Consider the following 12,334-nt stretch of genomic DNA (forward strand, 5'->3'; position numbering starts at 1 on the left):
ACCGTAGCGGCCCCTCCCGGGCTGGGCGACGGGTGTTACCGAAACGGGTCCGCACCGTCACCGGACCGTGACATTCCCAGGACGCAGGCCGGACGGGGTCGCGCCGCGTACCGTCGGACCCATGGCGGAGTACGTGGTGGACAGCACGGGAGACAACGCGGCGCACGGCGTCGACCTGATCGACGGCGACGAACCGGCGGTGCGGATGATCGTGCACGGTGACCTGCCGGCGACCATCGACCACGACGGCCGGACGTGGGCGCGCACCGGCGACGCCGAGGACCAGGGTGACGACGCCCCGCCGATCGCGGTGTACCGCCCGGTCTGAGGGCGGCCCACTGCGGGTCCACGCGGCAGCAGCCGGTCTGCGCGGCGGGGGACAGCCTCCTGAACGGGGACCGGAGCGGCCGTGCGTACCGTCGCAGCCATGACGGACCAGCGGATCGACCAGTACACCATGCAGGACCCGACGAAGCTCTACGCCGACAAGAAGCCGGACGAGCAGTACCTCGAGGGCGCCGGCACCGACGCCGAGATGGCGGAGAACGTCCCGGCCGACCACGGCGAGGACACCTACCGCGGCTCCGGCCGTCTCGAGGGTCGCAAGGCGCTCATCACCGGCGGCGACTCCGGCATCGGCGCGGCCGTCGCGATCGCCTACGCCCGTGAAGGCGCGGACGTCGCGATCGGCTACCTGCCCGAGGAGCAGGAGGACGCCGACCGCATCGTCGCCCTCATCGAGGCCGCCGGTCGCAAGGCCGTCGCCCTGCCCGGGGACATCAAGGACCTGGCGTTCTGCGAGCAGCTCGTCGAGACGGCCGTGCAGGAGCTCGGCGGCCTGGACATCCTGGTCAACAACGCCGGCAAGCAGCAGAACGTCGACGACATCACGAAGATCTCCGACGACGAGTTCGACGAGACCTTCAAGACGAACGCGTACGCGACGTTCCGCATCACGAAGGCCGCCGTGCCGCACCTCAAGCCGGGTTCGACGATCATCAACACCACGTCGATCCAGGCGTACGCACCGTCCCCGCACCTGGTGCACTACGCCGCCACGAAGGCGACCGTGAACAACCTGGCGAAGGGCCTGGCCGCGCAGCTCGCGCCGAAGGGCATCCGCGTCAACGCCGTCGCACCGGGCCCGATCTGGACCCCGCTGCAGCCGGCCGGCGGCCAGCCGTCCGACGCGCTGCCGTCCGCGGGCGAGCAGACCTACCTCGGCCGCTGGGGCCAGCCCGCCGAGCTCGCGCCGGCGTTCGTGTTCCTCGCCAGCGGTGAGTCGTCCTACGTGGTCGGCGAGACGCTGCACGTCGACGGCGGCATGCCGACGCCGTAGTCGGTCAACCGGCGGCGACGCCGCGCACGACGGGAGGCCCGTGGCTGCTCAGCCACGGGCCTCCCGTCATGCGGTCGGACCAGCCGCGTGCCGGCGGACCGTCAGTGCGTGCCGCAGGTCCGCGCCATCGACTCGAGCAGCTCGCGCGCTGCGAGGGCCGCGGCCAGCTCGACCTCGACGGGGTTGATGCCGACGGCCTGCTCGAACTGCCGACGCCGGGCCTGCAGCGCGACCGGTACCTCGGGCCGCTGCGGCAGGACGGCGATCGCGGCGGCGGCGGCCTCGAACGCACCCTCCGGGCGGCCGAGGTGCTCCCACATCGTGCGGACGTCGTGCGCCACCTGCTCCGGGGTGCTCGCGAACTCGAACCCGGCGGACGCCATGGTCGCCAAGCCCTGTGCGGTGGAGTCGTTCGGGGACATCCCGGCATCGTCACACACCCCGCCGCGGACACGCCCAGGCAGTGGCCGTCGGACGCCTCCGCTTGTCCCCCATGTTGCCGACCCCCGGACCGGGGATGCGCCGGACCCCCGATCTCCGCCAAGATCGACATGCGGACAGGACGTCCGCACCGCCTGGACGCGACGGCCACGACCTGACCGTGCGTCCCGGACACGGAGGGCACGATGCTCGAGGACACCAGCGCCGACACGATGGCTGCCGCTGCGGCTGCGGCGACCCTGCACCTGCGGATCAGGATCGTGGGTGCCACCGTCGACCTGCTCCGTGACGTGCCCTTCCACGAGGCACGCGCCGAACACGTCGCCGAGCGGCTGGACATCTCGACGCACGAGCTGCAGCAGCACTTCCCGTCGTGGGACGGGCTCGTCCTGGCAGCGGTGGACCGGTGGAACGGCGCCCGGATGGACGAGGTCACCCGCGAGGTCGGCAACGGCAGCACCGTCGAGCTCCTCCGCGCGATCGTCGCCTCGAACGCCGACGACCCGGCACTGATGCGTCTGCTCGTCGCACTGCTCAGTGTCGCCGGCAACCCGCAGCACGCCATGTCGAACTACCTGCGGTCGCGGTACCAGCTGTTCTTCGCCCAGGTGAGGCGCGGTCTGGAGCACGACATCGCGGTCGGACGAGCCCCGCACACGATGGACCCCCGCCGTGGAGCCGAGCAGCTCATCGCCCTGTACGAGGGGCTGCAGCTGCAGGCGCTCCTCCGCAGCGACCTCGACCTGGTCGCGGCCTTCGACCGGGCTGTCGCCCGCCTGGAGCGCGGCTGGATGGAACGGTACGAGGCGACCGCGCAGCGCCGGCTGTCGACCTGGGGCGACGTGTCCTGGTCCGACGACGAGACCTGGTCGGTCTGACGGAGCGGCCTCCGCCGGGACTGTCCCTGCCGGGCCGGCTCCTGCCGGGTCGGCCCCGGCCGGGCAGGGAGGGCCCGTCCGTGCTGGCCGCCGACCGCACCCGCTGGGACGTCGCCGAGGGGAGCCCGGGTACGCCGGGAAGCCCATCGGAAGGAACGATCGTGGCAGCACCGAACCCCATCCAGATCCAGAAGTACCTGAGCGGCATCGACTACCCGGCCTCGAAGGACGACGTCGTGTCGACCGCCGAGAAGGAGAACGCCCCCGACGACGTGCTCGAGGCGCTCCGTGCGATCCCGGACGGCGAGTACGACGGCCCCACCGACGTGTCGAAGGCCGTCTCGGACGCGAGCTAGCGGCTGCGGCTGCGGCTGCGGCCTGCTGCGGCCTGCCGCGGTTCGCGCTGGGCGACACGGCACGCGGCCCCGTGCCCGCGTCGTGTCGCTCAGCGCGAACCCGGGCGCCGCGACCGGCTCACCAGCGCGGGACGCTGCCGTTGCCCGGGTCGTAGCCGGAGTCGCGGATGACCGGCAACGCGGTGGTGTCGCTGTGCACCGAGTGCACCTCGATCCGGCGCCCGCGACGCAGCGCACGCCGTGCCCCGGGGGTCGCGAAGAGCCCGCCGAGCACCAGTCCGGCCCCGATCGCGAGCGCCACGGTCACCGCCGACCCGAAGTCCAGCACCGAGCTCGACGACCCGCTCATCACGTTGAGCAGCGCGTTCGACACCGCGACACCGGGCAGCAGCGCCCCGCAGAACGCCGGCACCGCGATAGCCGAGACGGCCGTGCGCATCCGGACGGCCGCGTAGGTCGAGAGCACGCCGAGCAGCACCGCCGCCAGGAACGTCGCACCGAGCAGCGGCAGGCCGAACTCCTTGAGCTGCCAGAGCGCCGCCCCCGCCGCGACCGAGAACACCACCGCGACCGGGATCACCCGTGCGCTGGCCTGCTGCACGAAGCAGTTCGCCCCGGCCGACGCCACGGTCAGGGACAGCGACGCCCAGAGCGGCAGGGCCTGGGTGACGATGCCGGACGGCTCGACCTCGAGCCGGAGCCAGTGCGTCACGGCGATGCCCGCCGGCACCCCGACGACGATCGCCGCGATGAGCATGCCGATCGTGAACGCCCGGGCGACCGCCATCGCGCGGAACCCCGAGATCGCGTCCTGCGCCCACGTCACGAGTTGCACGTGCGGCAGCAGGAGCACCACGAGGGCCGCGACCATCGTCGCCGCGCCGGTCGGGGTGAGCACACCCGCCCAGATCGCGAGCGTGCCGATCACCGACGCCACCGCCCCCTGCGCGCCGGAGACGAAGAACTGCGGGTACCCGCGGCCGGTCAGCCACCGGCCGGAGACGATGATGCCGAGCATCAGGATGAACGCCCCGACGCCGGCCCGCCAACCACCACCGGCCTGCAGCGCGATCGAGGTCCCGAGCACCGACAACCCGACGTCGGCGAGCCACATCGGCCACCGCGGCGGCATCCGGAGCACCGCCACGAGGGCGCTCACCGCGCTGGTCATGTCCCGGTCGTCGTGGATGACGTCGTCGACGATCTGGTTCGCCCACGTCAGCCGTCCGAGGTCGGCCCCGTCGGAGCGCGTGCTGCGCATCTTGACGAGCGGCGGGCCCTCGGTCGGCGAGTACTGGATCGTCACCGAGCTGCCCGAGAAGTCCAGGTCGAGCGGTGCGAGGTTCCACTTCGTCGCCACCGCGATCACGGCGGTCTCGACGCTCCGGGTGTCGGCACCGGAGGCGAGCATCACCTCGGTCAGGTCGAGACAGAAGTCGACGATCTGCCGGGCCGAGTACTGCTCCCGCAGCGAGCGCGTGTCCGGCGTGACGTGCTCGTAGATCGTGCCGCGCAGTCGCGCGCGGACGTCCCGCATGTCGTGCTGGGCGACGCTCCGGGCCTTCGGGCGCGGACGGGGTGGACGGCCCGGCCGGGGGCCGGGAGGGAGCGGTTCGGCCATCGGACCATTGTGCCTGCCGTCCTCGTGCGCCGCCTGGTGCCGGGTGGGACGACGGACGGGAGGCTCCCCACCGGTCCGGTGCGGAGCCTCCCGTCAGTACGGTGCGCGCTGCTTACTGCTCGAACGTGGCGTGCAGTTCGATGTCGACGCCGGTGAGGGCCTTGCTGACCGGGCAGGTCGCCTTGGCCTCGTCGGCGGCCTTGAGGAAGGTCGCCTCGTCGATGCCGGTGACCTCGCCGTGCACGGTGAGGACGATGCCGGTGAGCTTGAAGCCGGCCGTGTCCGGGCCGAGCGAGACGTCGGCCTTGACGTCGAGGGACTCGACGGTGCCGCCGGCCTCGCCGAGGACGGCGGAGAACTGCATGGCGTAGCAGGCCGAGTGCGCTGCGGCGATGAGCTCTTCGGGGCTGGTGGTGCCGCCGGCCTCGTCAGCGGCGCGCTTCGGGAAGGACACGTCGTAGGTGCCGACCTTCGAGCTGGAGAGTTCGACCTGGCCGGAACCGTCGTTGAGGCCGCCGTTCCAGGCGGTGCGTGCGGTGCGCGTGGGCATGGCCGCTCCTTTCGTTCGGGGTGCGGGCCGGGTGCGACCCTCGGTGCCGAGTCAATCGGAGAACGCTCGTTCTCGCAACCGGTTCCCGGGGAAGACGCAGGCTGACGGCTCCCGGGGTTCAGGTGGTGCGCAAGGCGGACTGTCGCGCGCCCTCCGGTCCGACGGCGATTTCGGCAACAGGTGTAGTTTTGGGCCATGCGTGCAGTCGTCTTCGAGCAGTACCAGACCTCCCCGTCCCTGACCGACGTCGAGAAGCCCGCGCCCGGTCCGGGCGAGGTGCTCCTCAAGGTGGCCGGTGCCGGTGCCTGCCACTCCGACGTCGCCGTCTACCGCGAGTTCCGAGAGGGCCAGCCCGGCGCACAGCAGCCCGCGTTCGTCCTCGGCCACGAGAACTCCGGCTGGGTCGAGTCCGTTGGGGACGGCGTCACCGGGTTCACCGAGGGGGACGCCTACCTGGTCTACGGCCCGGTCGGCTGCGGGCACTGCCGGTACTGCTCGAAGGGGCAGGACACCTACTGCGAGAACGCCGCCACCAACCCGTACATGGGCATCGGCCTCGGGCGCGACGGCGGCATGGCGGAGTACGTGACCGTCCCGGCCCGCAACCTCGTCCCGCTCGGTGACGCCGACCCGATCGCGGCCGCACCCCTCAGCGACGCCGCCCTGACGCCGTACCACGCGATCAAGAACTCCCTGCCGAACCTGGCCGGCGGCGGCAAGTACGCGCTCGTCGTCGGACTGGGTGGCCTCGGGCAGATCGCCGTCCAGATCCTCACCGCCCTCACCGGAGCGACCGTCATCGCGACGGACATGAAGGAGGACGCGATGGCGCGCGCTGCCGAGCGCGGCGCGATCACCGTCCCCGGGGGCCCCGACCAGGCCGACCGGATCCGCGAGATCACCGGCGGCAAGGGTGTCGACGCGGCGTTCGACTTCGTCGGTGCGACCCCGACCGTCAAGCTCGCGCAGGCGTCGATGGCCGTCGGCGGCCGCTTCACCGTCGTCGGGATCGCCGGCGGGACCACCGAGTGGAACTTCTTCTCGACGCCGTACGAGTCGACCATCACGAACACCTACTGGGGCACGATCGAGGACCTGCACGACGTCGTCGCGATGTACCGCGCGAGGCAGATCGAGCCGGACATCGAGCGGTTCGCCCTGGCCGACGCGCTCGAGGCCTACCGGAAGCTCGAGGCCGGCGAGCTCAGTGGCCGCGCGGTGGTCGTCCCGACGCTCTAGCGTGCGCCGGTCATCGGGCCCTAGGGTCGGGTCCGATGACCGACACCGCAGTCCACTCGGCACTCGAGTCCTGGTCCCCGGCACAGCTGCGGGACTGGAACCCGTCCTGGCGACAGGACCTGGCGGCGTCGGCGGCCCCGGCGCTCACCCTGGTCGGTGACGCCTCGTGGGGTGCAGCCGTCCGCGATGCCGTGCAGCTCCCCGTCGCCGATCCACTGTTGTGGGCCAACCGACGCCTCGACCTGTCGTCCGGGCACTGGGCGATCACGGGCATCCGGTTCCGCGGACGGGACATCGCGAAGCCCTTCGTCGACGTGATCGCCACGGACGTGACCCCGGACACCGCCGGCATCGCAGAACTCGCCGAGGTGCTCACCGCCCACCGGGAGTTCGCTCCGCTGTGCCTCCGTGTGCACCTGCCCGGCGACCAGCGGTCGGCGCCGGCGTCGGACGGGTTCACCGCCGTGCCGGACCTGCTCGTGGTGGCGGCCCCGGTCGCGCGAGTGGCCGCCGGCGCCGCGAGCACCGGTGTGGACGTCGAACTCGTCCGGGCCGAGCCGGCCGGCGCCGCGGTCCGAGTCGCCGATGCTTACGACGGGCTACGGCGCTCGGAGCCGGACCTGGACCAGTGGGCGACCGCCGCCGACCAGGACTCGCTCGCCGACGCGGACGAGGAAGGGCTGCTGTTCGACGTGGTGATCGCCGGACGCACCGCCGGGGTCGTCGCTGCGGCGCGGGACGACGTGGACGGCTTCACCGGGTTCACGGTCGAGGAGATCGTCCTGGACGCCGAGCACCGCGGGCACGGGTACGGGCCGCTCGTCCTGCGCCAGCTCGCTCGTGCGCTGCCGGCCGGCCCCTCGGACGTGCTCCGCGGGCACATCCACCCCGGCAACACCCGGTCGCTCCGGAACGCCCTGGCGAGTGGTCGCGAGGTGGTGTCGTCGCTGGTGTGGGTCACGCCGACCGGCTACCCGGGCATGCCGACGATCTGAGGGATCGCAGCGCACGTATGGGCAACATTTGTGTTCATTAGTCAATGCAATCGTTGCATCGCAGGTGCGGTGATGCCTTGACGGGGGACCTCGGCAGCAGGAGTGTTGCGCGCATGACCCTCTTCATCAGCTGTCCGGTCGCGAGCGTCGAGCGTGCGACCGCCTTCTACGAAGCGCTCGGCTGGACGCAGAACGCCGAGATGTCCGGCGACGCGGTGTCCTGCTTCGCGATCGCCCCCGAGCAGTACGTCATGCTCGCCAGTCGGGAGATGTACGCCAGCGTCGGCGGCACCGAGGACCTCATCGGCGGCCCGGACACCCCCTCGAAGACGACGGTGTCGTTCGACCTCCCCAGCCAGGAGGCCGTGGACGAGCTCGTCGAACGCGCGGCCGCTGCGGGCGGCAGGATCGGCGACACCGACGACTACCCGTTCATGTACCAGCGCCAGTTCGACGACCCGGACGGGTACCACTGGTCGCCGTTCTGGATGAAGCCCGTCGCCGCCACCGCCTGACGGCCCGCGCCTCCGGTCGTCAGCCGGCGCGCTCGACCGCAGGCGGACGGCACCCTGGTGCAGGAGGTCGACGGCACGGTCACCGGGCGCGGTCCGGGGTCCGTGCCGCGTACCCGACGCGGCTCTGCTGGACGTGCGCTGCCATGCGCGCGACCGCCGTCTCGACGTCTCCCGCGTCGATCGCCGACAGGATCTGTCGGTGCTCGGGCCAGAGCCGCTTGCCGCGCGAGAAGGTGTCCATCGCGTACAGCCACTCGATCTTCCGCGAGAGCTGGCGGAGCAGCGTGGCGAGCGTGGTGCTGCCGGAGAGCTCGGCGACCAGGAAGTGGAAGCGGTCGTTGAGGTCGACGAGCTGCCCGAGGTCGTCGCGCTCCACGGCTCGGTCCCCGGCGTCGAGGACCTCGCCGAGCTCCCGGCGCACCCGCCACCAGTCCGCCGGTGGGGTGTCGCCGTCGAACAGTGTCCTGGCACGGGTCGCGGCACGCCTGGCGGTGGCGACCTCGAGCGACTCGCGCACCGCGAACAGGTCGTCGGCCTCGTCGAAGGGGATCGCGGCGATGCGCGAGCCGACGTTCGGCTGCGACACGACGAAGCCCTCGCCCTCGAGCCCGCGGAGCGCCTCGCGCACGGGCACCCGGGAGACGCCGTAGCGCTCCGCGAGGAACGCCTCGGTCACCCGGGTGCCGGGCAGCAGGTCGCCCGCGACGATGTCGCGGCGGATCGCGTCGAGGACACCGGCTCCGTTCAGCACGGGGCCAAGCGTCCCACAACCGGCCGGGACGCTCGTCACACCGCGCTCTCCGCGAGGGACCGGCCCGGGATCGCGTCGAGCAGGTCCTTCGTGTACTGCTCCTGCGGGTCGTCGAACACCCGGGCGACCGAGCCCCGCTCGACGACCGCACCGCGCCGCATCACCACGACGTCGTCCGCGATCCGCCGGACCACCCCGAGGTCGTGCGTGATGAACAGGTAGCTCAACCCGAGTCGGTCCTGCAGGTCGTCGAGCAGGGCGAGGATCTGCTCCTGCACGAGCACGTCGAGCGCGGAGACCGCCTCGTCGAGGATGAGCAGGTCCGGCTCGAGCGCGAGCGCCCGGGCGATCGCGACACGCTGCCGCTGTCCGCCGGAGAGTTCGTTCGGCCGCAGCTGGGCGACGGCCCGGGGCAGGGCGACCTGGTCGAGCAGGGTCGCCACCCGCTCGGTGCGCGCGGCCCGGTCGCCGATGCCGAACACCCGGAGCGGTTCGTCGATCACCCGCTCGATGGTGGACGTCGGGTCGAGCGACCCGTACGGGTCCTGGAACACCGGCTGCACCCGTCGCCGGACGCCCCGCCGTTCCGCCCCGCGGGCACTGCCGATCGAGAGCCCGTCGACCAGGGCGCTGCCGGACGTCGGCGCCTCGAGCCCGAGCACGATGCGCGCGACGGTCGTCTTCCCCGAGCCGGACTCCCCGACGACGGCGGTGGTGGTCCCGCGGCGGACCGCGAACGACACCCCGTCCGCCGCCCGGAGCGTGCCGGCACCACGACCACGGATCCGGTACTCCTTGACCAGGTCCGACACGACGAGGATCGGCTCACCGGTGACGGTCGGCTCGGGCGGCAGCCCGGACAGTGCCGGTGCGGCCGCGATGAGCCGCTTCGTGTACTCGTGCTGCGGGTTCCGCAGGATCTCGCCGGGCGCGCCCTGCTCGACGACCTCGCCGTCGAGCATGACGACCACCCGGTCGGTCCGGTCGGCCGCGACCCCGAGGTCGTGCGTGACGAACAGCAGCGTCGTGCCGTGCTGGTCCACGAGCGTCTGCAGGTGGTCGAGGATCTGCCGCTGCACGGTCACGTCGAGTGCGCTCGTCGGCTCGTCCGCGATGAGCAGCTCCGGCTGGCGGGCCAGCGCGATCGCGATGAGGATGCGCTGCCGCATGCCGCCGGAGAACTCGTGCGGGAACTGGTCCGCGCGCCGGCTCGCCTCCGGGATCCCGGCCTCGGTCATCAGGGCGACCACCCGCTGGCGGATCGTGGCCCGCCCGCGCATCCCCCCGGCGCGCAGCGTGTCCGCGATCTGCGCCCCGACCCGCATCGAGGGGTTCAGGTTCGTCGACGGGTCCTGCGGGACGAGCCCGATCCGGCCACCGCGGACGCGCCGCATCGCGGACTCGTCGGCCCCGGTCACGTCGAGGTCGCCGAGTCGGATCGACCCGCCCGTGACGTGTCCGGCACCCGGAAGCAGCCGCAGCACCGCCGCGATGAGCGTCGACTTGCCGGAACCGGACTGGCCGACGATCGCGACGCGCTCGCCGCGGCGGACGTCGAGGTCGACTCCGTGCAGCACCTCGGTACTGCCGAACGCGACCCGCAGGTCACGCACGGAGAGCAGGGGCTCGCCGGGGTCGGACGGGAGGCTCGGCTCGCGTCCGTCGGTCGTCGTCCGGTCGGTCATGGGTGCGTCAGCGTCCTGTGGCATGTCCCTGGGCTCCTCTCGGGTTGGCGGCGGCGCCGAGGACGCCGGTGGCGGGGTCCCGCGTCACGCAGGACAGACGGCCGAGCGACCAGTCGCCGGCGCGGGTGACGACGTGCCCGAGGGCCTCGAGGCCGGCGATGACGTCGTCGCCGAGGCGGTCCTCGACCACCAGGCCACCGGGCGTCCAGGTCCGGGGCCAGAACGAGCCCGGGAAGGACGTGGTGTGCAGCGCGGGAGCGTCGATGGCCTGCTGGGGGGTGTACCCGCCGACGATCGTCCGGAGCAGGAACAGCAGCTGCCACTGGTCCTGCTGGTCACCGCCGGGGGAGCCGAGCGCCGTGACCGGCGCGCCGTCGCGGAGCACCAGGGTCGGCGTGAGGGTCGTCCGCGGGCGCTGGCCGGGGCGCAGCGTCGACGCGGTGCCGTCCTCGAGCCAGACCATCTGCAGGCGGGTGCCGAGGCAGAACCCGAGCTCCGGGATCGTCGGCGAGGACTGCAGCCAGCCGCCGGACGGAGTCGCGCTGACGATGTTGCCCCAGCGGTCGACGACGTCGATGTGGACCGTGTCGCCCCGGGTCTCGCCGGTCGCCATCACGATCGGCTCGCCGCGGTCCTCGGTCAGGGCGTCGTCCTCGGCGGGGGCCGCGACCGCGTTCCCACGGGCACCGGGCACGGTCGGTTCGCCGACACCGGCGACGGGTTCGCCCCTCGGTGTGTACGTCTCGCGGAGTGGCGGGAGCGCCCCGGCGGCGACGGACACCGACCCCGGACGGAGCTCGTGCGAGGCATGCTCGCCGATGAGGGTGCGGCGCTCGTCCGAGTACGCGTCGGAGAGCAGCTCGGCCATCGGGACGTCGCCGTCGCCGTAGTACGCCTCGCGGTCGGCGAGGGCGAGCTTCTGCGCCTCGACGATCGTGTGCGCACCGGCGACGGTGGACGGGTCGAGCAGGGCGTCGTCGAGCGGGTCGAGCAGTCGCAGCGTCTGGAGCAGCGCCGGCCCCTGTCCCCACGGCCCGGTCTTCGCGATCGTGCAGCCGCGGAACTCGGCCGTCGTCGCCGGTTCGTACGACGCCCGGAACGCGGCGAGGTCGTCGGCGCGGATGACCCCGGCGTGGTCGGTGCCCGAGGCGTGACGGTGCGGGGCCCGCACGAAGCGGTCGATCGCCTCGGCGACGAACCCGGTCGCCCACGCCTCCCGGGCGGCGTCGATCCGGGCGACGCGGCCCTCCGCTGCGGCCCCGTCGTGACCGGAGCCGGCGTCGACGAGCCGCTCGAGCACGGAAGCCCACGTCTCGTTCCGGACGACGTCCCCGGCGACCGGCACCGTCCCCACGGGCTCGGCCGCCACGTCGCTCCGCAAGCTCCGCGACGCGTCGGAACCGGCCCGCGTGGGCCCACCTCCCGTCAGCCACAGAGCGGCGGAGGACGGCCAGTGGTCGCGGAACAGGCTCTCCACCGTCGCGATCGTCGCGGCCACGCGCGGCGCGATCGGGTGCCCGTCACGGGCGTAGCCGACGGCCGGCGCGAGGACGTCGGCGAGTTCCCACGTGCCGTGGTCGCGGAGCAGCAGGAGCCAGGCGTCGACGGCGCCCGGGACGGCCGCGGCGAGTGCCCCGGCGCCGGGGACCAGGTCGAGGCCCTCGGCGCGGAAGTGCTCCGGCGTCGCGCCGGCCGGAGCCGGACCCTGCCCCATGAGGACCCGGGGCGTCGGGTCGTCCGCGGTGGCGAAGATCCCGGTCATGTCGCCACCGGGGCCGTTCAGGTGCGGTTCCACGACGTGCAGGACGAACGCGCCGGCGACGGCGGCGTCGAAGGCGTTGCCGCCGCGCTCCAGGACGGACTGCGCGGTGGCGGTCGCGATCCAGTGCGTGGACGCGGCCATGCCGAACGTGCCCAGCAGGTCCGGCCGGGTGGTCTCGGCACTCGGTTCGACGAAGGCGGGG

The 12,334-nt window shown here is 72.9% G+C and carries 13 protein-coding genes; 7 read left to right on the forward strand and 6 right to left on the reverse strand.

The features are described from left to right. Nucleotides 1-121: 121 nt before the first annotated feature. The gene (locus DEI97_RS01220; protein WP_111075160.1) at nucleotides 122-328 is read left to right on the forward strand and encodes a hypothetical protein; all 207 of its coding nucleotides are present in this window, start codon (nucleotides 122-124) and stop codon (nucleotides 326-328) included. Between the two features lie 99 nt (nucleotides 329-427). Next, complete coding sequence (locus DEI97_RS01225; protein WP_111075159.1) at nucleotides 428-1,339, forward strand: SDR family oxidoreductase; 912 nt, start codon at nucleotides 428-430, stop codon at nucleotides 1,337-1,339. A 101-nt stretch (nucleotides 1,340-1,440) separates the two neighbouring features. Here the strand turns inward: DEI97_RS01225 and DEI97_RS01230 are convergent, their stop codons facing one another. Then, nucleotides 1,441-1,761, reverse strand: a complete 321-nt coding sequence (locus DEI97_RS01230) for a hypothetical protein (RefSeq protein WP_111075158.1) — start codon at nucleotides 1,759-1,761, stop codon at nucleotides 1,441-1,443. 204 nt (nucleotides 1,762-1,965) lie between these two features. On the opposite strand from DEI97_RS01230, the gene DEI97_RS01235 reads away from it, so the two are divergent. Then, on the forward strand, nucleotides 1,966-2,658 hold the full coding sequence (locus DEI97_RS01235) for a TetR/AcrR family transcriptional regulator (RefSeq protein ID WP_111075157.1): 693 nt from the start codon (nucleotides 1,966-1,968) through the stop codon (nucleotides 2,656-2,658). A gap of 161 nt (nucleotides 2,659-2,819) precedes the next feature. Then, nucleotides 2,820-3,014, forward strand: a complete 195-nt coding sequence (locus DEI97_RS01240; protein ID WP_111075156.1) for a DUF2795 domain-containing protein — start codon at nucleotides 2,820-2,822, stop codon at nucleotides 3,012-3,014. A gap of 118 nt (nucleotides 3,015-3,132) precedes the next feature. Here DEI97_RS01240 and DEI97_RS01245 read toward each other — a convergent pair whose 3' ends face one another. Both DEI97_RS01245 and DEI97_RS01250 read right to left on the reverse strand, forming a co-directional pair. After that, on the reverse strand, nucleotides 3,133-4,635 hold the full coding sequence (locus DEI97_RS01245; protein ID WP_111075155.1) for a threonine/serine exporter family protein: 1,503 nt from the start codon (nucleotides 4,633-4,635) through the stop codon (nucleotides 3,133-3,135). 112 nt (nucleotides 4,636-4,747) lie between these two features. Beyond that, nucleotides 4,748-5,185 carry an OsmC family protein gene (locus DEI97_RS01250; RefSeq protein ID WP_111075154.1) on the reverse strand — a complete coding sequence of 146 codons (438 nt, stop codon included), beginning with the start codon at nucleotides 5,183-5,185 and terminating at the stop codon, nucleotides 4,748-4,750. A 195-nt stretch (nucleotides 5,186-5,380) separates the two neighbouring features. Between DEI97_RS01250 and DEI97_RS01255 the strand changes: the two genes are divergently transcribed. The 3 genes from DEI97_RS01255 to DEI97_RS01265 all read left to right on the forward strand — a co-directional run bounded on the left by DEI97_RS01255 (nucleotide 5,381) and on the right by DEI97_RS01265 (nucleotide 7,934). After that, nucleotides 5,381-6,424, forward strand: coding sequence for an NAD(P)-dependent alcohol dehydrogenase (locus DEI97_RS01255; protein WP_111075153.1), 1,044 nt, complete (start codon nucleotides 5,381-5,383; stop codon nucleotides 6,422-6,424). A 35-nt stretch (nucleotides 6,425-6,459) separates the two neighbouring features. Further along, complete coding sequence (locus tag DEI97_RS01260) at nucleotides 6,460-7,419, forward strand: GNAT family N-acetyltransferase (RefSeq protein WP_111075152.1); 960 nt, start codon at nucleotides 6,460-6,462, stop codon at nucleotides 7,417-7,419. A gap of 113 nt (nucleotides 7,420-7,532) precedes the next feature. Next, entirely contained in the window at nucleotides 7,533-7,934 is a 402-nt protein-coding gene (locus DEI97_RS01265; RefSeq protein WP_111075151.1) for a VOC family protein, read from the forward strand. Nucleotides 7,935-8,013: 79 nt separating this feature from the next. Here the strand turns inward: DEI97_RS01265 and DEI97_RS01270 are convergent, their stop codons facing one another. The 3 genes from DEI97_RS01270 to DEI97_RS01280 are packed head-to-tail and all read right to left on the reverse strand — an operon-like array spanning nucleotide 8,014 to nucleotide 12,273. Beyond that, nucleotides 8,014-8,685: a GntR family transcriptional regulator gene (locus tag DEI97_RS01270; RefSeq protein WP_258376724.1), complete on the reverse strand. Its 672-nt coding sequence runs from the start codon at nucleotides 8,683-8,685 to the stop codon at nucleotides 8,014-8,016. 35 nt (nucleotides 8,686-8,720) lie between these two features. After that, a complete protein-coding gene (locus tag DEI97_RS01275) occupies nucleotides 8,721-10,370 on the reverse strand; it encodes a dipeptide ABC transporter ATP-binding protein (RefSeq protein WP_111075150.1) in 1,650 nt (549 codons plus the stop codon). Between the two features lie 7 nt (nucleotides 10,371-10,377). Then, complete coding sequence (locus tag DEI97_RS01280; RefSeq protein ID WP_111075280.1) at nucleotides 10,378-12,273, reverse strand: gamma-glutamyltransferase family protein; 1,896 nt, start codon at nucleotides 12,271-12,273, stop codon at nucleotides 10,378-10,380. Nucleotides 12,274-12,334 lie beyond the last annotated feature (61 nt).

Source organism: Curtobacterium sp. MCLR17_032, from assembly GCF_003234795.2.
Taxonomy (GTDB): domain Bacteria; phylum Actinomycetota; class Actinomycetes; order Actinomycetales; family Microbacteriaceae; genus Curtobacterium.